The 21,290-nt window shown below is 49.1% G+C and carries 14 protein-coding genes; 5 read left to right on the top strand and 9 right to left on the bottom strand.

Features of this window, described 5'->3' with window-relative positions:
* Positions 1–134: 134 nt before the first annotated feature.
* From H6F56_RS08095 to H6F56_RS08085, 3 genes are all read right to left on the bottom strand, one after another.
* Complete coding sequence (locus tag H6F56_RS08095) at positions 135–773, bottom strand: transaldolase family protein (protein ID WP_190666590.1); 639 nt, start codon at positions 771–773, stop codon at positions 135–137.
* 208 nt (positions 774–981) lie between these two features.
* Positions 982–1,641 carry a SanA/YdcF family protein gene (locus H6F56_RS08090; RefSeq protein WP_190666588.1) on the bottom strand — a complete coding sequence of 220 codons (660 nt, stop codon included), beginning with the start codon at positions 1,639–1,641 and terminating at the stop codon, positions 982–984.
* Between the two features lie 101 nt (positions 1,642–1,742).
* Complete coding sequence (locus H6F56_RS08085; protein ID WP_190666586.1) at positions 1,743–2,912, bottom strand: quinone-dependent dihydroorotate dehydrogenase; 1,170 nt, start codon at positions 2,910–2,912, stop codon at positions 1,743–1,745.
* 134 nt (positions 2,913–3,046) lie between these two features.
* Between H6F56_RS08085 and H6F56_RS08080 the strand changes: the two genes are divergently transcribed.
* On the top strand, positions 3,047–5,836 hold the full coding sequence (locus H6F56_RS08080) for a GAF domain-containing protein (protein WP_190666584.1): 2,790 nt from the start codon (positions 3,047–3,049) through the stop codon (positions 5,834–5,836).
* A gap of 78 nt (positions 5,837–5,914) precedes the next feature.
* Here H6F56_RS08080 and secA read toward each other — a convergent pair whose 3' ends face one another.
* From secA to H6F56_RS08060, 4 genes are all read right to left on the bottom strand, one after another.
* The gene (gene secA, locus H6F56_RS08075; protein WP_190666582.1) at positions 5,915–8,725 is read right to left on the bottom strand and encodes a preprotein translocase subunit SecA; all 2,811 of its coding nucleotides are present in this window, start codon (positions 8,723–8,725) and stop codon (positions 5,915–5,917) included.
* A 137-nt stretch (positions 8,726–8,862) separates the two neighbouring features.
* On the bottom strand, positions 8,863–9,393 hold the full coding sequence (locus H6F56_RS08070) for a diheme cytochrome C (RefSeq protein WP_190666580.1): 531 nt from the start codon (positions 9,391–9,393) through the stop codon (positions 8,863–8,865).
* 71 nt (positions 9,394–9,464) lie between these two features.
* Entirely contained in the window at positions 9,465–10,373 is a 909-nt protein-coding gene (locus H6F56_RS08065) for an AAA family ATPase (RefSeq protein WP_190666579.1), read from the bottom strand.
* Between the two features lie 248 nt (positions 10,374–10,621).
* Positions 10,622–11,710 carry a bifunctional riboflavin kinase/FAD synthetase gene (locus H6F56_RS08060; RefSeq protein WP_190666577.1) on the bottom strand — a complete coding sequence of 363 codons (1,089 nt, stop codon included), beginning with the start codon at positions 11,708–11,710 and terminating at the stop codon, positions 10,622–10,624.
* A 130-nt stretch (positions 11,711–11,840) separates the two neighbouring features.
* Here H6F56_RS08060 and H6F56_RS08055 point away from each other — a divergent pair, with 130 nt between their 5' ends.
* Entirely contained in the window at positions 11,841–12,017 is a 177-nt protein-coding gene (locus H6F56_RS08055) for a hypothetical protein (RefSeq protein WP_190666575.1), read from the top strand.
* A gap of 59 nt (positions 12,018–12,076) precedes the next feature.
* Here H6F56_RS08055 and H6F56_RS08050 read toward each other — a convergent pair whose 3' ends face one another.
* Both H6F56_RS08050 and H6F56_RS08045 read right to left on the bottom strand, forming a co-directional pair.
* Entirely contained in the window at positions 12,077–12,982 is a 906-nt protein-coding gene (locus tag H6F56_RS08050) for an MBL fold metallo-hydrolase (RefSeq protein WP_190666574.1), read from the bottom strand.
* A gap of 774 nt (positions 12,983–13,756) precedes the next feature.
* Entirely contained in the window at positions 13,757–14,032 is a 276-nt protein-coding gene (locus H6F56_RS08045) for a hypothetical protein (protein ID WP_190666572.1), read from the bottom strand.
* 562 nt (positions 14,033–14,594) lie between these two features.
* Between H6F56_RS08045 and ribD the strand changes: the two genes are divergently transcribed.
* From ribD to hpsA, 3 genes are all read left to right on the top strand, one after another.
* Complete coding sequence (gene ribD / locus H6F56_RS08040) at positions 14,595–15,659, top strand: bifunctional diaminohydroxyphosphoribosylaminopyrimidine deaminase/5-amino-6-(5-phosphoribosylamino)uracil reductase RibD (RefSeq protein WP_416360988.1); 1,065 nt, start codon at positions 14,595–14,597, stop codon at positions 15,657–15,659.
* A 178-nt stretch (positions 15,660–15,837) separates the two neighbouring features.
* The gene (locus tag H6F56_RS08035) at positions 15,838–16,485 is read left to right on the top strand and encodes a hypothetical protein (protein ID WP_242031908.1); all 648 of its coding nucleotides are present in this window, start codon (positions 15,838–15,840) and stop codon (positions 16,483–16,485) included.
* A 139-nt stretch (positions 16,486–16,624) separates the two neighbouring features.
* Positions 16,625–21,274 carry a hormogonium polysaccharide biosynthesis protein HpsA gene (gene hpsA, locus H6F56_RS08030; protein WP_190666566.1) on the top strand — a complete coding sequence of 1,550 codons (4,650 nt, stop codon included), beginning with the start codon at positions 16,625–16,627 and terminating at the stop codon, positions 21,272–21,274.
* Positions 21,275–21,290 lie beyond the last annotated feature (16 nt).

Here is a 21,290-nt window from a genome sequence, read left to right as displayed (position 1 = left end):
GTCGTAAGCATTGACTATTTTTTCTCGCAAATCTACTGAGTACGGTTTCATTATGATTCTCAATACCTTTAATGTTCCCTTGAGTGTACCTCATATCTCTCAAAAGCGCTGTAACTTCAATCACCGGCACACTTTCATCCCAAAATGCCGCGTCCATTGTTAGCAAACTCATCAACAGTTTGCTGCGATAATTCATGAGTTGCCATTGCCAGCAAAACCGGCATCGGTAAAGTTAAATGATGCGCCCCTGCTTGTAATGTCGCCACCGCTTCTTCTGGAGATTTTACACTCGCTGCTAAAATTTTTGTCTGACTGCCTGCTAACACACTCGCCATATCTCGCACCAAAGCCACCCCATCCCCCAACAGCCGAGTAGCACGATTAACATAAGCGATCGCGTATTTCGCCCCTGCTTCTTTTGCCACAACCGCCTGCGCTGGACTATAAATTGCTGTAACCGAACAAGGTATATTCGGTGAAAGAGACGCCACAACCCGAAAACCCACCTCAGTTGCCGGCACCTTCAACACAGTTTGCTCACCGATCAATTCAAATGCCGCCTTTCCTTCCGCCACCATGCCATCAAAATCAGAAGCCGTGAGTTGGTAATACAACTCTCCAGAAATAATCGCTTTCAATTGCTTAAGCGTTTCTGCCGGCGCTAAATCACTTTTACCTAAAAGAGTCGGGTTCGTCGTAATACCAGTAACCCACCCCAATTTGCTAGCAGATTGAGCTTCACTAATAATTGCCGAATCGAGATAAAGAGCCATTTACTTTCCTATTATGTTTATGAACAGCTAAATATTATGCCCGTTAAATACAAAACTCACTCACTAAAAAAAAGCCCCAACAGGCAATGTTCCTATCCCAAAAACCATCAAATTATCTGCCTCTACCTAACCACAGGCTATGCCTACATCTGTGTTTATCTGTGTGCATCTGTGGTTAAAAAACTCTTATACAACTTCCCACAACACCTCACTTAATTCCCTCAAATGGACCCAAAAAAGTAGGTTCTGGACGAGTAACATGAACCTCCCATAGCGCCTTAATTACAGCCAACACCTCACGCCCGGCATAGCGCATCATTGAGCGATCTCGATATTTTTCCCAATCGGGCGTTCCTAAGCCAACAGCATCCACACCTAGCTGCCGGCAAGTGTAAACCGCACGCGGCAAATGGTAACTTTGCGTAATTAAAACAGCCTGTTTCACCCCAAAAATTTCCTTCGCCCGATAGCAGCTTTCATAAGTGCTAAAACCGGCATAATCCAACTGAATATCCTTAGCCGGCACTCCGCGTTCAGCAGCGTATTCCTGCATCGCTTTCACTTCGTTATAATCTTCGCTGCTGTTATCGCCAGTCATCAAGAGTTTGCGAACCCGCCCTTCTTTGTAGAGATCCACTGCAGCTTGTACCCGATCAGCCAGCATCGGCGTCGGGCTACCATCCTCCCACACACCTGCCCCAAAAACAACCGCCACATCCTCTTCAGGCACTTGAGAAATATCCGTGTAGCGCCGGCTGCTAGTCACAGCATTGACATAGTAGTTCAACATCAGTGGTGTCAGCGCCGCACCCAATCCTAACAGCACGAAGAAAAAGCGCCGGCGAAGGAGAAACCTTTTATGCAGCATAAATCTAGAATGACAGCAGCATTGAACCTTTATGTTTTAGCAGACTCAGGCTTCTTATTTCAGGATGCAACAAGTTAAACAAGCCAGAGGTTTGTCTCCCCCTAACCCTTCCCCCCTTCCAATCCAACCGCTTCAGAAATATTACCCAACCCCCGTTCCTCCAACTTTTGCAGCAAGCCGGCGAGAATTCGGCGCACCATCCAGGGTCCCTCATAAACAAAACCCGTGTAAACTTCCAATAAACTCGCACCGGCTGTAATTTTTTCCCAGGCATCCTCAGCAGTAAATACGCCGCCGGTGCCAATAATTGCCAACTGTCCTTCAGTTTGCTGCCAGATAAACCGGATCACCTCTGTTGATCGCTGTTTGAGCGGGAATCCGCTAATTCCCCCCGCTTCTTCTTTGACAGATTTCCCTGTTTGTGATAATAACTCAGTCTTCAAAGTATCCCGGCGAATGGTGGTATTCGTCGCAATAATTCCAGCCAGCCGGTACTGTTTGGCCACCTCAATCGCCTGTGAAATCGCCTCCCATTCCAGATCCGGTGCGATTTTAACCAAAATCGGCTTACTGTTCTGGTTTTCTTGTTGCAAAGCGTCCAAAATCGTGGCAAGCTGGCCGGCATCCTGTAGGGAGCGCAGTCCGGGAGTATTGGGAGACGACACATTCACCACAAAATAATCCCCTAAATCTTTGAGAAGCTGAAAGCTACCAAGATAGTCTGCCGCAGCTTCCTCTAGCGGTGTTACCTTAGATTTACCCAGATTAATTCCAATCGGGATGTTGCGATCAGTCACTGCTTCGGGGTCATCTACCACCGGCAAATGAGGAGGGGAAGAAGATAACCTCGCTGCCATAGCCGCTGCCCCCTGATTGTTAAAGCCCATGCGATTGAGGACAGCTTGATCTGCCGGCAAGCGAAATAATCGAGGGCGGGGATTACCGGCTTGAGCTTGCAAAGTTACCGTTCCCAATTCAGCAAAGCCAAAGCCAAAACTTGCCCAAACGCCGGCGGCAACCCCATCCTTATCAAACCCAGCGGCTAAACCAACGGGATTAGAAAAATTCAGCCCCCACAATTTTTGTTCCAATCGGGTGTCAGAAAAACAACAAGAGCGCTGAAATTGTGATTGAATCCAACTAGCAGGTGGGTGATCGCCTTGCCGGTTAAGCCAGCTCAGCAGATCCATAGTCTGATGATGCAACCACTCTGAATCAACATTCAATCCAGAAAACAAAACAGGACGTATACCTGATCGATAAATATCCAAGATCAATCCTCACGGTGGCTAGTAACTAAAGACCAAGTAATGGGTAATGGGTAATGGGTAGTGGGTGGTAAGTAATCTTTCCAATCCCCAATCTCCAATCTAAAATCTAAAATCTAAAATCTAAACTTGTTGAGATGGGTCAGCAAAAACAGACGACCTACGAAAAACAGCTCATTGCCTTGGGGCGTACTCTCCAAACTCTCCGAGAAGAGGAGAATGTCGATGTTCTAATTGAAACTACCCTCTCATACCTTGAAATCGCATTTGACTATCAATTGCTTTGGATTGGCGTCTATGATCGCCTCGATCACCGATTATTAGGCAAGGGAGGGCGCAGTGGCAACGGAGAAGCCTCTATTCTCAAACAGAGGTTTAACCTCACTCCCGGTGATATTTTAGAGCAGGTCGTGATCCAACAACGACCTGTGGGCGTGCCGGATTTGCGAGAAGAAACGCGGGCTGGAGAGTGGCGCAAAGCGGCCCAGCAATTGGGCATCCAAGGCACGCTAATTTTCCCCATGCGTTATAAAGATCGCTGCTTTGGCGTTGCCATGCTGGGGTCTAACTTGTGGGGCATCTCGCCCAAAGCCCACGAGAAGGCGCGGCTGTCCATCATTTTGGGCGGGCTGGCGGCAGCTTTTTACCGGCTAGAGATTGACTGGCAGCGCCGGCAAACCAAACATCCGGAACAGCCCTTGTTGGCATTGCTTCCCCGGCTGCGTTCCCTCACCACCCTGGATCAATGCCTAGAGGCAGTCGTTGAAGAAACGCATAAATTTGTTGCCCCCAACCGAACCAATGTCTACTGGTTTGAGCCGACTCGGCGCTACTTCTGGCGCAGGGTGGGCAATCATCACAAAACATCACCTTTCGGAGAAAACAATCAAGCAGCCTCAGGCATCATGGTGTCCGATCTGGGGGGCTTCTATCAAGCGCTAATGAGCGATCAAATTGTTTCCATTGGAGAAGCTCATTCCTCCCTCAAAGGGGATATTACCGCTCGCTTAATGCAGCAGATTCGGGCGAGATCGCTGCTGGCAGCCCCCATTTTGTTTCAAAAGGAAATTTTGGGGTTTCTGGCAGTCGAGGGCAACGATGCCCGGATTTGGCAGGAACAAGAGAAAAACTATGTCCGGGGGGCGGCTCAACTACTGGCTCTGGTTGCTCCTTTGTCTCAAATGGAAGCCACCCTTGACCAAACAAAGTTGGATCGGGCCTTAACTGCCGGCGTCACCCATGCGATTTACAGTGACGATGACTGGAAGACCACGTTAAAAACCTGTGGAGAGCAACTTGTAGCACACCTCAAGGCTGATCGATTTCTTGTGCTTCTCTACAACCCTGAACACAATCAGTTTGACATCTGCTATCAAAACCAGCCGGCCAATCGGCGGGCAATATCAACGCCGCTGAGTCCCCTCACTGAGGTAGACACTCAGATGTTGCAAGAAAGTCCCGAAGCGATCGCGATTGAAAATTGGAACGAAGATTTCAAGTTGATGGCTTGGCGTTCTGCGTTTTTCGATTTGGGGATGCGTTCAGTTTTGGTGTGCGGCACCTCTCCAGGTCATGGCATTGAAGGGCTGCTGGTGGTGGCCAGCGAAACCACGCGTTCTTGGAGCCATAGAGAGCGAGAATTGATCGCCGTGGTGAGTCAGCAGATTGGTCTGATTCTGCACCAGTGGCAGCTACAAGCCGCTAATGAGCAACAGCAACAACTTCTGACAATGATTCAATCAGGGTTGACAAATTTGCTGCAATCAGGCCATTTGCCGTTGGAGGAGATAGAACGGTTGGGAGTGCAGCAGTTGGCTCAAGTGATGAGCTGTCCTCTTGTGACGTTGGTGACGTGGTTGCCGGGGAGAGCTGTAGGCCGGATTGTTGCGCCGATAATCGCCAATAGTTTGTTTTCGCTGAATACCGAGATCGGCGTCCCCGTCCAAACGGATGCCCTGGTTCAATGGGCGCTGCTGCAAATGTCAGAACCGCTGGAGGTGAAAGCAAGCGATTTGCCCTTGGACACGAGGCAGTGGCTCAATGGGCCGGGAGTTGGCCAGATTTTGGTGATGGCGCTGCGAACTTCGCCGGCTCATCAGCCAACGGGAATTTTGGTGGTTGCCGATCAGGCAGATCGCCGGTGGTCACCCAATGCGGTGAGGGCGATGACTTTTTTAGTGAACCAACTTGCTTGGTCTCGCCGTTACCTGATGCTTACCTCATCGCTTCAGTGGCAGCGAGAAGAGCTGGAATGTTTGAATTGGTATAAACACCGGCGCTTGGAGGACTTTTTTCGAGCCATGCAGTCGGGGGTGAAAAAACTAACGGAGCTGGGCAATCATAAAGGCAGTTTTGGTTCCTTGCAGATTATGCGCCTCCAGCAGATTTTGCGGCAGTTAGGCAGTTCGATTCAATCAATGCGCGATCTGCTGAAACAGGAACAGTGGCATCTGCAAACCCAAGGTGAAATTATTCCCGTTGCCAGTTTGATGCGGCGAACGCTTGATCGTGCCGGTGGGGTCATTCATCAGCGTCAACTTTGGACTCAGGTGCACAGTGAAACTCATCTCAATGTCAGCGGTGACTCGATCAAAATTGAGTGGGTGCTTTATGAGGTGCTGCTGGCAGCGTGCCGCCGGTCTGAAATGGGTGCAAGAATAGATATTTGGTGCCGGCCTTTTGACGAAAACCGTTTAGAGCTGTCGATTACGGATTCTGGGGAAATGCCGAATCTCCTGCTGAGCGAGTTACAGGCCGGTCACGATATCGATTTACTCGTTCCCTCCAGCCTGGAACAGCCTCCCGGTCTACATTTGGTTATTTGCCAGCGGGTAATGCGACAAATGGGCGGACAGCTAAATTTTTACCAGCTTGAAGATGGCCGCATTACCAGCCAGATCCTCATGCCTCTTATCAGTAAAAGGTAAGTTTGGGATGGGGAATGGGGCATAGGGCATTGGGAAATAAAAAATTCTCCCCATCGTCCCTAGTCCCTAGCCCCTACTTCACACCATCTCCGAGGAGGCTTGCACCGGCTGCTGCACCTGCGGCTGGAATTGGAATAGGGAGTATACCACATTCCGGCGAATATCGGTCATCATATCAAGGAAAAGTTCGTAGCCTTCACTCTTATATTCAATCAAGGGGTCTTTTTGACCGTAGCTACGCAGTCCCACCGATTCCCGTAAAGCATCCATCTGTTGCAAGTGTTCGCGCCAGAGGGTGTCAATCTGTTGCAAGATAAAGAATCTCTCAGCTTGACGCATCAAACCAGGTTGGATTTGATCAACCTGTGCTTCTTTTAAGTCATAGGCGATCCGAACTTGTTCATGCAGGAAAGTTTCGATTTCCTCCATCGACAAGTCTTCCAACTGCTGGGGTTCCATATCCCGCAGCAGATAGACAAATTCCTTCACCTTCTCAACTAATTTGTTGAGTTCCCATTCTTCCGAAGGCAAATCTGGGTTCACGTAAGCTTCAACGATGTCATCCATCGTTTTTTCCGCATACTTGATCACTTGCTCTTTGAGGTCAAGACCTTCTAACACCCGCCGGCGTTCAGCATAAATCGCCCGACGCTGATTATTCATCACTTCGTCGTACTCAAACACCTGTTTACGGATGTCGTAGTAGTACGTTTCAACCTTTTTCTGAGCGCCTTCGAGGGAACGAGTCAGCATTCTCGACTCGATGGGCATATCTTCCTCGACTTGGAAGGCGTTCATTAAGCCGGCCACGCGATCACCGCCAAAAATCCGCAACAGGTTATCCTGCAAGCTGAGGAAGAATTTGGTGGAACCGGGGTCACCCTGCCGGCCACAACGTCCCCGCAATTGGTTGTCAATCCGGCGAGATTCGTGGCGTTCGGTGCCGATGACGTGCAACCCGCCCAGGTTCACCACTTCATCGTGTTCGCGGCTGGTGTAGTGTTCATACTCCTGGCGAACAAGATTGTAAACTTCCCGCAGTTTTTGAATGACGGGATCATCCGTGGGGGCTTTTTCTGAAGCAACCGCCACTTTGTCTTCTGCCTCTAGTTCTGACAGAGAGCGTTCCCCATAGCTTTGCACGGCAAACTGCACAGCATTTTTGAGCATTTGCTCGGCTTCGCGGGAGAGTTGAGTGGGGAAAATCTGGGGAGAGACTTTCCAAGTTTTGACTTTCTTTGTGGTGCCGAAACCTTGGGCATTGCTTCTGCCACCGGCTGCGGCGACGCGCATGGAACCAAAGTTGCTTTCATCTTCTGGCTGCACGATCAGCGGCATGAAGTATTCCCGCACTTTCAGCCTTGCCATGTAGTCGGCGTTCCCACCCAGAATGATGTCGGTGCCTCGACCGGCCATGTTCGTGGCAATGGTTACAGCACCTTTGCGTCCAGCTTGGGCCACAATTTCTGATTCTCGCTCAACGTTCTCTGGTTTAGCGTTGAGTAGGTTGTGGGGAATGCCGCGCTCACGCAGCAGTACGGAAAGCTGTTCTGAGTTTTCCACGCTTGTTGTTCCCACCAACACCGGGCGTCCCTTTTCGTGCATTTCAGCGCACTCTTCCGCCACAGCAACCCATTTGCCGGCTTCGGTTTTATAGACCACATCGGGCAAATCCCGACGTCCAGCAGAACGGTTGGTGGGGATGCCGGTGACTTCTAAGCTGTAAATTTTTTCAAATTCCGCTTCTTCGGTTTTCGCAGTGCCGGTCATGCCAGACAGCTTGGGATAGAGCAAGAAGAAGTTTTGATAGGTAATGGTGGCCAGAGTTTGGGTTTCTGGTTGAATTTCTACCCCTTCTTTCGCTTCAATGGCCTGGTGCAAACCATCACTCCAGCGCCGGCCTTGAAGTACGCGGCCCGTAAATTCATCAACGATTACAACCTCATCTTCAAAAATGATGTAGTTTTTGTCTTTGATGAACAATTCTTTCGCTTTAATGGCGTTAAAAATATAGTGCGCCCAAGGATCGTTAGGGTCGTAGAGATCCGTAACGCCTAAAAGTTTCTCTGATTCCGCAAACCCTTCGTCACTTAAAAGAACATTGCGAGCTTTTTCATCCACTTCGTAATGTTCTTCATTTTGCAGGGCATTAGCGATTTCAGCCGCCTGCAGATATTTCTCTGTGGGGCGTTCAACTTGTCCTGAAATAATCAGCGGGGTGCGGGCTTCGTCAATTAAAATCGAGTCAACTTCGTCAATGATGGCGTAGTTAAAGGGTCGCTGCACCACTTCTGCCATTGAGCTGGCCATATTGTCGCGCAAGTAGTCGAAGCCTAGCTCACTGTTTGTCGCATAAGTGATATCACAGTTGTAGTTGCGCCGGCGCTCATCCGGGTTCATCCCCTGCTGGATCAAACCGACGCTCAATCCCAGGAAACGATGCACCTGTCCCATCCATTCAGCGTCCCGGCGAGCCAGGTAGTCGTTGACGGTGACAACGTGTACACCTTTGCCTTTGAGTGCGTTTAAGTAGGAGGGTAAGGTAGCAACCAGGGTTTTGCCCTCGCCGGTTTTCATTTCGGCAATTTGTCCTTTGTGGAGGATGGTGCCGCCGAGGATTTGGACATCAAAATGTCTCATACCCAAAACCCGCCTAGCTGCTTCCCGAACCACCGCAAAGGCTTCCGGTAGCAGTTCATCCAGCATTTCTTTCTCTTCGTTGAGAGATTTGGCTGATTTTAGTCGCTGTTTGAATTCTGCTGTCTTGGCTGTTAAAGCCTCATCGGAGAGCGCCTGGATTTCTTCTTCCAGAATGTAGACATCAGCGACAAAGGGCTGATATCTCTTTAGTTTGCGTGCGTTTGGATCTCCGAGCAAATTTTTCAGCATGGCAGGAGAGGGAGTCGAAAGGATGGAGGATCGAGGATGAAGGATGTTAGGGGTCTGTGGCCTGGGGTTAGTGGGGCAATCTCCACCTGTGCCAACCCAGTGACGACAGACACTTCACAGTTCCTCTAGATCCTATATTAAGGAGAATCCTGCCACTCTGGCGCTAGCTGCCGGAAATTGTATTGATCTGCAGAGGGATGACAGGTGAGACAAGTGCCAACACTGGTCGGTCTGGGCAGTTTGACGCGGGGGTGAAGGGCTTTAAAATAGCGAGATTGCGGCAGCCGGTAGGGAATTTCTTCCTCTTTAGTATGGGGGCGAGAAAAATCTCGCAGATAACTCCATATTAGGATGCGAGGGGGACCCACCGGCAGTTGTAATTGCCGCCCGTAATGTTGTGGATCTAGCAGTAGTTGCCGCCAGGTTTCTGTGGGCATCACTTCTGGTGGCAGCGCCACATGACAGCCGGCGCAGTTTTCCAAATAAAGTTCTTTTCCCAGTTGGTGGCTTTTGCCGATAGGATCTATTGTGCTAATTCTGGAAGGTTCTAGGGATTGGGCTAAGGCTTTTCCCATGACTAGAGTGCAGATTAAGATTGACAATAACAGCACAACGAATTTGCGCTGGCGTTTTTGTTGTTGCGGTTTTAGCTGGATAAAATTTGGCATATTTAATTGCACTAATGGCAAATGGAAAATGACTAATTTAATTAACCATTAGCCATTAGGGATTCGCAAGTCTAAGGAATGGGTATTGAGCGCAGTAACCGATCTACAATCGTCTTCGACCGCCGTCCGCCGGCTGGGATAATTCGGTGGGCCAGCACATGGGGCGCGAGAAATTTGACATCATCGGGGATGGCGTAGTCGCGACCCTCAAGAAATGCAAAAGCTTGAGTGGATCGTTGCAAAGCTACTGCACCGCGAGGGCTGACGCCAAGGGTGATTTCCTCGTCTTCCCGCGTTGCCCGTACTAGGTTGAGGATGTACTGTTGCAAAGACGTTTCCACTTTGACTTGGGCACACAGAACACTTAACTGTCGCACTTCTTCTAAGCTAATGCAGGGCTGGAGTTCGTCTACAGTGATGCCCTGGTGCAGCCGTTGCAGCATTTGCATTTCTTCGGCTTCTGTTGGGTAGCCCAAGGAAAGGGAGAGGGTGAAGCGATCCATTTGCGCTTCTGGCAGGGGGAAGGTGCCTTGATACTCCACGGGGTTCTGAGTGGCAATGGCAAAAAACGGTCTAGGAACAGGATGGGGGATGCCATCCACGGTGACTTGGTTTTCCTCCATGACTTCTAGTAAGGCGGACTGGGTACGGGGGGTGGCGCGGTTAATTTCGTCAGCTAGCAGGATATTGGCAAAAACAGGGCCGGCTAAAAATTCAAATTCTCCTTTGCGGGGGTTCCAAATGTTGGTGCCGGTGATGTCGCTGGGTAAAAGATCGGGGGTACATTGTATGCGCTTAAATTCGCCGGCAATTGAGCGGGCTAGGGATTTGGCCAACAGGGTTTTACCCACACCGGGTACGTCTTCAAGCAGGGCGTGGCCACCGGCTAGCAGGGCAACGACCACTAAGCGAATGGCATCGGCTTTACCGACGATGGTTTGATTTAGATTTTGGGTGAGGCGATCAATACTTTCCCTCATAGCCGGTAGATGCTCCTATAAAGTTGGCCTTTGTCTTTTTCTATGCTTTTTTTAACAAATAATTGAAAAGCACATTATCAATTAATCATTTCCAGTAAGTTTGTCTGTTTAGATTGCGTGTAGAGTGCGAGAGTAGAGGGATGAGGCATTTCTCCCACTGTTCCCTAGTCGCTAGACCTTAGCCTCTAGTCTCTCTCTTCCTATCCCCGTAACTTTTTTATTAGTACAGTCTTGCCCTAGCCTCTCCTCTAACAATTAGCCATTAGGAGGCTTCTGGCAGCGATGCAGTCTGCTTGAATTTGATCTTTAAGCGCCTCTATAGAAGGAAATTTTTGTTCGGGTCGCAAAAATTGTTCCAAACTGACGGTTAAAGTTTGCCCGTATAAATCCCCAGACCAATCTAGCAGGTGAACTTCAACAGTGGGATGCTTGCCTTCTACAGTGGGCCGGCAGCCGATGTTCATTACCCCAAATGCCGGCTGATTACCGCCTGTGTGGCTGTCCTTCCAGACTCGCACGGCATAAACACCATATCGGGGCAAAAACTTGTCTGGGGGCAGTTGCAGGTTTGCCGTGGGAAATCCTATAGTTCTGCCCAACTGTTGACCGAGGACTACCGGCCCAACAAGGCTATATGATCGTCCCAAAAGCTTGTTTGCCACTAGCAAGTTACCTTGCTGTAGGGCTTGACGGATGTTTGAGCTGCTAATTCTTCCGCCCTCACAGGTTTGTAGGGGGACAATCGTAACGGTAATGCCATACTTGGCTGCGAAGGCACTCAACTCTTCGACAGTTCCTGCCCGTTTGTGCCCGAAGCGATAATCTTGTCCCACGCTGATCTGAGTGGCTTGTAGTTGCCTGACCAGAATGTCTTCAACAAACTGTTGGGGGCTTAAATCAGCCAGTTCTTGGTTAAAGGGTAGTAACACCAGCTGTTCTACCCCCATTGCCTGCAAACACGCCACTTTTTCATCCAGAGGCGTGAGCATAAGCCGGTGCTGCCCGGTAAAAAACTCTTGCGGATGAGGGTTAAAAGTGACGACGGTGGCGCAGGGTGCGGATGAAGCTCCAGAAGCAGAGGAACTGTTGAACACAGGCACAGAGAGGTTTTCTCCCCGATTGCTAGTCAGTTCCCCATTACTGATTTGCCGTTGCTGCCCCAGTGCCGGCGCAGAATCAGCAAAAGCTTCTGGTGTGACATAGCTATTTAAAATAGGCCGCACCACCTGTTGATGCCCACGATGCACACCATCAAAATTTCCCAAGGCAATGGCAGTTGGTGTTAGCGCTTTTGTTAAAGAGGACAGCACCCTCAAGCGCTTTAGATTTTGACACATAAAATAAAGATTGCCTGCTTAGCAGATTTTGGATTTTTATCAAATCTAAAATCTCAATTCAGTTAGCTGACTCATGGCAAGTAGGCACTATAACGGACTCCGTTTAGCGCCCTTGATGAAACCCTAAGATATGAAGAAATCATCCCCTAATCATGCTGCCGGTAAGGACTGCGGGTTCAGTGGGAGGGTTGAGAAATCGTTACATACTGATACCATTGATTTGGTGGATAAAACGGCGTTGCTGGAATCTAGATACATCTACGCCGGTCGCAACGCCCGTGCCTGTGCGTTGAGGAGTTTTGGATAGTCTCCCTAACGAAACGCAAAGCCCACTTCAGATCGTTGGCGATTGGGTTCAGGAGTCGTTTACGCTGAAACCTTGGCATCCACCACTGCCTCTGGCTCAGAACTAGGGACAAAAGAGGGCACTAACTGAACTGACTGTCCTTCGCGGGCCATTAGACTGTCGGGGAATTGCTGACCCACTTGCTCGGCGATGCTGTCGAGAAAATCATCATTGTGCAGTGGATCGTGGTGGAAAATTACCAGCTTTTTCACATTGGCTGCTTTAGCGACTTTCACAGCCTCTTGCCAAGTTGAGTGTCCCCAACCAACTTTACTGGATTTTTCTGAATTGTATTCTTCGTCTGTGTAAGTGGCATCGTAGATCATCACATCGGCGTTGCGAGCCAGCCACAGGACGTTTTCATCAATGCGATCTGGAAAGTGTTCTGTATCGCTGATGTAGGCAACCGAACACCCTTGCCAGTTGACGCGATAACCCACGGCTTCGCCTGGATGGTTTAAAAGGGCAGTTTCTACCAGAACATCACCGATCTGGACGCGCTGGCCGATTTCTAAGTTGTTGAAATCTAGCTGAGCTCCCATGATCTGCAAAGGCACTGGAAAGTTCGGGTGGAGCATCTGGTCATTGAGACGCTGCTCAATGGTGGAGCCATTGGGGGCGACAGCGCCATAAATGTGGAAACGGTTGCCTTTAATAAAGGCCGGCACGAAGAAAGGAAACCCCTGAATGTGATCCCAGTGGGAGTGAGTGAAAAACATATTCGCCTCTACCGGCATTTGCGATAGCAGGGATAAGCCTAAAAGCCTTAAGCCGGTGCCTCCGTCAAAAATGAGGCGATTTCCTCCCACCCGCATCTCAATGCATGGGGTGTTCCCGCCATATCGTACTGTCTCCGATCCTGGACAGGCGATGCTCCCTCGAACGCCCCAGAAGTGAATGGTGAATTGATTTTGCTTGCTAGACATGGGTGTTTCTCGCTTTCCTTCCTTAGGCAGTTCATCGGTAAGGTTTTACATCTCGGCACAGTCTATATCATCCAATTTAATCTTGAGATCGGCAGTTGTGCGTAATTCAACTGAACGGACGAACTGCAAGCGTGGCTAGATGAAATAGAATGTGCGGGGCCGGCTATCTGCCGCACTTGGGGACGAAGTAGACGACCGAGTTTGAATGGCAAGGGGTTTATGAAGCAGTTATTACTAGCCTAACCTTCCCCGATGCTCTTTTGTATAGGTGTGGGATGCCAATACTTAAGTCTGCCCTGATGGCTGCTCTAAATTTGCAGACTTGCTGAAGGACTGGGGCTAGATACTCCGTATTAATTAAGTAAATTTTTTTGAATTCAAACAATCAATTTAACAAATTTAGAGAGGGATGAGGGGAGCTTGGACTAGGGGCTAGAGGGAGTACGCTGACAAGGGTCAGTTTTTGTTTGAGCCGCCGGCAATGTTGAAGGCAATGGCTGAAACACTGATATTTATGCTCTCTATGGCCTTGTGCCCGTTGGAAATCCCCCCCACCCAATCTATCCTTACTGGCGGCTGAAAAGTTAAAACGCTACCTCGGAAAGGAGAGAGGCGGGGAAATTGCTGACTAATCAATTAGTTTATAGAAAATCGAAAGATTCGTCTGTGCGGGTTGCCCCTTGAGGGTTTTGCCGTTGTGCCCGTCGCGCAGATCCAGGGAATTACGGAATAATAGGGCTTGTTGTGCTGTCCCCTATGGCGATGTCGGCTCAATCAAATATCTGCTTCAGACGCCGGCGGAATTCTCGCGCCACACACCGTGCTGTAGCGGTTTAAGTTTAATCCAAATACAAACCAGAATCCCCACGGGTCAAATTCATCAATTCCCAACACTTCTGGAGCTTCGATGATTTTGTCGTTCCCTTTAGGGGCATTGTAGAGTTTGTCAGCCAATGTTTTAATCACAGTAAGAGCTTCATCTACATTGATGTGATAGGCCAGCTCAACCGTTAGCTCGACCCGCGCCCAATCTTTAGATAAATTTTGCACTAATTGAAATCGCGCTGTTTAAAATCGTTCTCAGTCGCCCTTCTCCATTCCGCAGTCGGGTGATTCGCAGATTCATGTATTTGAAATCGTTCTCAGTCGCCCTTCTCCATTCCGCAGTCGGGTGATTCGCAGATTCATCTATTCGACTAAGCCTCTGACATCGCCCACGGCATATTGATCTATTTAACAAAATTAAAAATCAATGCTAGCAAGGTTGCTTTAGCTTGGCTTTTGCCCGTCTGCGCTTTAATTTTCACGGTCGATTGAAAAATCTTCATGACTGTAGTTCTTCTGATTCGACCTAATAAAACTTAAGTAAACTTTTTCAATAAGCACAAACACGCAGAAAAGAAGGGCATGGGGCATGGGGCATAGGGTTAGGGGCTAGTGGGAGATGGGGAGATGGAAAGTTTGTGGCGGGATTTCGTAGCAAGTTGGGATAAAACTGATGGAAAATTTTCCTGTAGATGCTCAACCGGATACCAAGGCAACTGTGGCTCATACCGATTCCGATCCTTTAGACCAGATTCGCCCTCAGAGTGCTAGTGCTTTTGATTGCGCGATGATGCAGCGATGTTTCAGCCTTGCCCGACAGGCTTTGGGTAAAACGGCTCCAAATCCGTTGGTGGGGGCGGTGGTTGTTCGCGATGGCCAGATTGTGGGGGAGGGGTTTCATCCGGGTGCCGGTCAACCCCATGCGGAGGTGTTTGCCCTGAAGGCAGCGGGGGAACGGGCCAAGGGGGCGACCATTTATGTGAATTTGGAGCCTTGCAACCATTACGGACGGACGCCGCCGTGTTCTGAGGCGGTGGTGGCGGCAGGAGTGGCGAAGGTGGTGGTGGGAATGGTTGATCCAAATCCGCTGGTAGCTGGGGGCGGAATTGCACGGCTGCAGCAAGCCGGCATTGAGGTGGTGGTAGGGGTGGAAGAAGCGGCGAGTCTGCGGCTGAATGAGGCGTTTATCCATCGCATTGTCCACCGGCGTCCGTTTGGAATTTTGAAGTATGCGATGACGTTAGATGGAAAGATTGCCACGAGTACCGGCCATAGTAGCTGGGTGACGGGGACGGAGGCGCGCAATGAGGTGCAGCACTTGCGGGCGGCTTGTGATGCAGTGATAGTGGGGGGAAATACGGTGCGGTTAGATAATCCGCGCTTAACCAGTCGTCATGCCGGCGCAAATAATCCGTTGCGCGTGGTGATGAGTCGCACCTTGAATTTGCCGGCTGAGGCTTATTTATGGGAAACGGAGGCGGCACCCACTTTGGTATTGACTCAGGAAGGAGCCAATCCTGATGTTAAGCAACGGCTGGTGAATAAGGGGGTTGAAGTTGTAGAGTTGATCGCTTTGACGCCGGCTGAGGCGATGGCTTATCTCTACGACCGGCAGTTACTTTCTGTGCTGTGGGAGTGCGGAGGGACTTTAGCGGCTAGCGCGATTGCAGATGGGGCAGTGCAAAAGATTTTAGCCTTTATCGCTCCTAAGATTGTAGGTGGCCAAATGGCTCCCTCGCCGGTGGGGGATTTAGGTTTGACAAAGATGGTGGAGGCTTTGACTCTAGAACGGGTGAGCTGGAGGCCGGTAGGGGCGGATTGTGTGGTGGAGGGGTATTTAAGAGGGGCATAGGGCAAGGCTGCGCCAACCTAAAGGTAGGGGCATGGGATCAAAAAGCTCATTTTATTTAGATAAAAAACATTAAGTCTAGCCTGCTAGCCTCTAGCTTCTAAACCCTTAATTCTTAGCCCAATGCCCAATGCCCAATGCCCCATCCATAGCCTGTGGTCATTCACCACAGGCTCGCCCAATGCCCAATGCCCCTAATAAAAAAATGCTAGAAATCCTGATTTTGAGTACATTCGTCGGCACCCTTGGCATTGAAGCCGTGATGGCCAGTGGTTGGATACACCGGCAGCAAGTTTTGGCCAAGGAATTAGATCGAGAGGAGGATGATATTTTGAGTTTGTATGATGCTAAGGAAAACTATTATATGCCGGTTGATTCTGAGCCATCAAATGGGATGGGGCAGCAGGTGTCTAAAGATCCTCGCCTAACCGGCTGGGAATATAAAATTGTGCGTGCTAGCTCGGATTTGTTTCGTAATCCAGCTATTTTTCAGAATTTGTGTGAGCAAGAGTCACAAGCCGGCTGGATTCTGTTAGAAAAGTTGGATGATCGTCGTGTGCGGTTTAAGCGTCCTTTGGGGATGCGAGAAGTAATACAAACTGAGCAGCTTTCTTTCGATCCCTATCGCTCTCATTATGGGCCGGCAACTAGCTGGATGACGTGGGCAGGCGGGTTTGCGGCGGTGGTGGCTTTAGTGCTGCCGGCCTATTTGGGTTTTGTTTTGGTGTCAAACACGTTAGCAAATACACGATCATCTTCGCCGGCATCTCCACCCCCACTGCCGGCAGCACCAAGTTTAACTGATCCGGAAAATTCTCCACTGCCGTGATCGATCTGTTGAAGCCGGTGGGTATTCTGTAGAGTAGATAAGACATTCTTTGGATGGTTGCCTTTGCTGCTTTTATGAGTTAAGACAGAAGCAGCAGCATCCAGATTCATTTACTGTCATCTGCGTCTACCGAGGACCTATGGCTAAGCACAAATTCAACAAGACGTTTGCACGCCTACTGCGCGAGATTGTTAAACTCTTCAAAACACTGACTGGCCAGTTCACGCGCTGGTTTTTACGGACATTTCTCGTAGCAGGCCGGTGGGGGCAACGCCAAGGTGGATTTGTACTCCCCACCATTGCTTTAATGCTAATGGTTGTGGCCTTGCTGGTTACGGCTATTATGTTTCGCACCTTTAACCGCACAACTCAGGTTATGGGTGAGGTGAGACAAGAGCAGATCAACAACGCTGCAACACCAGCAGTTGAGCGGGCAAAATCCAAGATAGAGTATTTATTCTCTACGGATTTGCAGACTCTTGATATTCCCCCTGAAGATAGTTTAGAGAAGCTGCTAACGAGAGAGGCTAGTGCTGGAGCCACTCAAAGTCCTTATCAATTTCCGGATGAAACACCTGTTTCGGCTAGCGAGCTTGGTTTAAGTGGTTTTGCAGCAGGCGAGCGATCGGCTGCTTGGAAATATGACACCGATACTAACGGGGATGGCAAAGCGGATGCAACCACCATTTATGCCATCCTTGCTAGAGCCAAACGAGGCGATGTCTCCATATATCCAGAGGATGGGGATAACGACACAGCCAAAGCTAATAATTTCGTGACTCGTAATGGTCCAGTGCTCACTCAACAAGGTAAGAACAATGAAGATTGTACGAGGGGAGCGGGAGGAACTAATTTACCTGGGTGGTTTGAGCAAGGAACAGCCAATGTCTACAAAGCCATTCAAGTTTATGCCATTACAGTTCCTAAGACGATAGCTGATGGCCTTCCTACCAATAATTCAGCGCTGGCAACCCTTCAATATCAGCAAGATCGCCGCTTTTCGCGCTCTAACAAATGGGGCGCGTGGTTCAGGTACGATTTAGATGTTTACCCAGGTGATCCCTTTAACTGGAACGGTGCGATGTACTCTCAAGGGAGTATATTCACGACAGGCAATACCAACAACGAAAATCGCTTTCGGGCTTACCCAATTAGCTCTCAAGACTCTTGTTTCTACAATCCTTCATCGAACTCCGCAATTGTCGCGAAAGGAGAGTTTGTTAGTGGCAGAGTTCGAGATAACAAGATATTCCCAATTCCCAGGGTGCAAATTCACGCGTGGACGCCTACCGGACAGGTCAACACGTATGATGGGTTGCGCCTAGAAAGCAATTTAGACTCTGTTGGCCCGGATAGCAGCACAGATATACCGATTGCAATTTCAACAGACCCCCTAGCACTGCACACGCGAGGTGTATCCCTATCGAGAAAAGAAGCAGGAGCAGGCTGGAATAAAGCTGAAGTTGCCCCATCTAATGAGATATTAAGTTCTGCGGGGGGTAACTACCCTCGAGTTCAGACAGGGGAAACTTATTGCGCTCCTTACGTTGATGATACCTATCGTGCTGATAACCGATTTGGCCCTAAACCAAGCTACAGCAAAGAAATTCAAGAATTCGTTATAGATGAGAATGGTGAAGAAAAGCGGGTCTGCAAATCAACACCATCATACGACACGATCGGCAAAGTCATTACTAGTAACCCTACAGGTCTAAATTTAATTAATAATGTACCGCCAACAGCAGATTTACCAGATGATGTCGGCTTAGATGGTTACTGGGAACGGCGAGCTCGTAATGAAGGTTTGCGATTAATTGTAGGGCAACGGCTGGAACTAGGTAATACCTTTGGCTGGGTAGAAGAAGAAGATAATCTCGATCCCCTTTACCCACCCGATCCTGCTATTAATCCTGAGCCAGATCGGCGCAATGAAATTCGACAATATCGCACTTTGCGAGATAACTTAGCGGCAGTTCAATCAACAGCTGTTTATCATTACACCCAGGGCGATACTGCAAGTACAGCCAACATTAGTGAGGGTGGATATTGGCCGATTGCTTATGTTGCCACAACGGCTCATCCAGGAAACCAGAACACGCTAAGCAATAGTACAACTTTTAGAAGACCCTTAACAGACTTCACTGTAAAAAATACGCCACAGTATAGGTCTCTGTTCGGTACTAATCGCAGGTTTGGAAATGAACGTTACGAAATTATTACCAACTTCTTCACTGGCGATGGAACAAATGGGTGGGAGTTCAGTGTGCTACCGGGCGTGCCGACACTACCGCCTGCTACTGAAAATGCCTATACAAGTGCTACCGGGATTACAAATGATAACTCTGATCTCAGAAAGGCGTTGAGAAACCTAGCCCAGTTTGCTGGAGATCCTGATGGGTTTTTCCCACCCCTGCAAGAAAATGGAACGGTTCATCCCTATCCCTTGTTAACGATGTGGGGGAATTTTTCCAATCTGCGGGAAAGTGTTCGACTTTTAGATACTGGAAATTACAACGATCTCAGCCTTGCAGATAAAACGAACATCCAAACAGCAGCCGGCACCTTGGGAATGTTGGCTTACAATATTAGCTTTCTGGATGCATACGATGTGACAGCTAATGCTAATACCGATGAATTAACGGATATAGGTTTAGCAGCTGAGATCAGCGATATTAAAGGCGATATTCCACCAGCAACTTTAACAGAATTAGAGGCCAAAGGAGAACTTGCCGACTACATTCTGAGCGCACTGGATCGAGCAGCACTAGCGGCACCAAATGATGAGGAAGCACAACAACGGGCTTTTTGGGCTAAATTCCTGCATACAAAGGATCAAGTAGAGCGTGATCGCACGTTAGGTTTTACTACAACAGGAACTTACACTTCTGTTCTTCTACCCGCCTTGAACCTGGGGGACATCTCCGCAAGAGGTGATAGGCCGAAATTCCCCTCTCTACATTCCATTTTCCCTAGGGATACAGGAGGCTTTAAGGGTAAGGGTACGCAAACGTCTACTGTCGTGTCGTCGTACATAAACGATCCATACATATTTGGCAATACAGGCGTTAATACAAACGTTGATTTTGAGTTTGTTGAGCCGTCAGAAATTGCTCTATTGCCACGAGACCTAAGTAACCCTGGCGACTGCTCCAGAGCTTTCTCGTGTCTGCCGGCGCGCACAACAGTAACAGCAAGCGGAACAACGCCGCCAGCAGCCAACATCATAAATGACTTTGCAACCGATCGTTCCGCTAGCGCAGCTCAAGCACGCAAAGGCATTGCTCTTTTAGACAAGGGAATGTTTGATGGACGGGAAATGATGAATGTGCGGGTTTTGGATGTTGATCTAGACCTGCTCAGGAAAACTGAGAAGAGAGGCACGGGTGATGTTTGGCTACCAAAAAGCGGTCTTGTCTATGCTTTCCGGGAAGATGCAGTGCGGGAAGATGCAATTGCCAGACCTGCCTTTAGCAATTGGGCCGCTTACCAAACCACTTGGGCCAATACTACGGGTAATCCGGCTGCTTCAAACATTATGCGGCCTTGGGAACCAGCAGATCCACCGCTATGCCAGCTAGATCCGGCAACTGCCGCCAATCAATTACCTCAATGTTTAAGTTCATCTGACCGAGGAATTAGCCCTAAACCTGTAGATTACTATGCCGATCCGGATCGGCGTCCTTACGGTTTCCGCTTGCGAAATGGGATGCATTTGAAACGAATTGGGTTACCTGATGCGGACAATCAGCGTGGCATGACCTTCGTTTCAGATAACCCTGTTTACATCATGGGTCATTTCAACCTGCATACTGACAGTGCCTCGGCTACTGCTACTAACAATCTTGAAGAATTTGACACACGTCTGCAAGTACGAAGCGATGGCAGGTACTCAAATTTTTACAGCAGAGGAGACAAAAACAACGACTTTGCTAATTTCGATGAAGATGAGTGGCGGGTGACAGAAATCATTGGGGATGCAATCAACATTCTTTCTGGTAACTTCTATGACGGTACGGTTGAAAGTGGAATTCTGAACTCAAACCCCCCTGATGTCGCTAACAATCAAAATTCTTCGTATCGCAACAGCAATATGTGGAAGGATGCACTCGCTACTACACAGCAATGGGTTTGTGAAAATCCTTACGACATACGCCAAACTGGAACTGGAGCGAATGCCCAAACTTGTAACGGGCCGATTAAGATTTTCCGCAACGGCGAAGTCAAATCTAAACCTACAACTTCAAATGATCCCACGGATTACACCCCTTACACTGAGTATCGACTATTCAGCGCAAAAAATAGAGCATTAAACAATGCAGTGTTTACGCAAGTGAATTCCGTCCTCGTCAGTGGAGTTGTAGCTTCACGAGCCAATCAAGCTAATGGTGGTTTCCACAATTTCCCGCGACTGAATGAATACTGGGGTCAATCATGTGCAGGTATCAAACCGTGCCCCCTAGGTATTTCTGGCTCAATGGTTCAGCTAAACTTCAGCAACTACGCGACGGCACCCTATGACCAAGATGCGTGGGAGCCACAAAATCCCGCTCCTGGGACTTCAGAAGCAGCTAACTACTATGTCGAAGGTGGCGCTAGCGGTCAAGGGAGTCGTTTAGCTCCTACTCGACGCTGGGGTTATGATGTGGGGCTACAGTATCAGCCGGCTGGTCCTGTGTCAAAACGGATGGTGACGCTTGACAGGTTACGCAGTGAATTCTATCGCGAGCCAGAAGTCAATGATCCATACATTTGTATGCTGCGACGCGCTGTGAATTATCCGTGCCAATGATGGTAATTGTGGAGGC

Source organism: Microcoleus sp. FACHB-672 (assembly GCF_014695725.1).
In the GTDB taxonomy this organism is placed as follows: domain Bacteria; phylum Cyanobacteriota; class Cyanobacteriia; order Cyanobacteriales; family Oscillatoriaceae; genus FACHB-68.
This window is presented reverse-complemented; position numbering and strand designations above follow the sequence as displayed.

Excerpts from the sequence above, each read along its gene's own strand:
- H6F56_RS08095 (WP_190666590.1), bottom strand. The coding sequence starts at position 773 with ATGGCTCTTTATCTCGATTCGGCAATTATTAGTGAAGCTCAATCTGCT.
- H6F56_RS08080 (WP_190666584.1), top strand. The coding sequence starts at position 3,047 with ATGGGTCAGCAAAAACAGACGACCTACGAAAAACAGCTCATTGCCTTG.
- secA (WP_190666582.1), bottom strand. The coding sequence starts at position 8,725 with ATGCTGAAAAATTTGCTCGGAGATCCAAACGCACGCAAACTAAAGAGA.
- hpsA (WP_190666566.1), top strand. The coding sequence starts at position 16,625 with ATGGCTAAGCACAAATTCAACAAGACGTTTGCACGCCTACTGCGCGAG.
- H6F56_RS08090 (WP_190666588.1), bottom strand. The coding sequence starts at position 1,641 with ATGCTGCATAAAAGGTTTCTCCTTCGCCGGCGCTTTTTCTTCGTGCTG.
- H6F56_RS08060 (WP_190666577.1), bottom strand. The coding sequence starts at position 11,710 with ATGTGTCAAAATCTAAAGCGCTTGAGGGTGCTGTCCTCTTTAACAAAA.
- H6F56_RS08070 (WP_190666580.1), bottom strand. The coding sequence starts at position 9,393 with ATGCCAAATTTTATCCAGCTAAAACCGCAACAACAAAAACGCCAGCGC.
- H6F56_RS08050 (WP_190666574.1), bottom strand. The coding sequence starts at position 12,982 with ATGTCTAGCAAGCAAAATCAATTCACCATTCACTTCTGGGGCGTTCGA.
- ribD (WP_416360988.1), top strand. The coding sequence starts at position 14,595 with ATGATGCAGCGATGTTTCAGCCTTGCCCGACAGGCTTTGGGTAAAACG.
- H6F56_RS08035 (WP_242031908.1), top strand. The coding sequence starts at position 15,838 with ATGCCCAATGCCCCTAATAAAAAAATGCTAGAAATCCTGATTTTGAGT.
- H6F56_RS08065 (WP_190666579.1), bottom strand. The coding sequence starts at position 10,373 with ATGAGGGAAAGTATTGATCGCCTCACCCAAAATCTAAATCAAACCATC.
- H6F56_RS08055 (WP_190666575.1), top strand. The coding sequence starts at position 11,841 with ATGAAGAAATCATCCCCTAATCATGCTGCCGGTAAGGACTGCGGGTTC.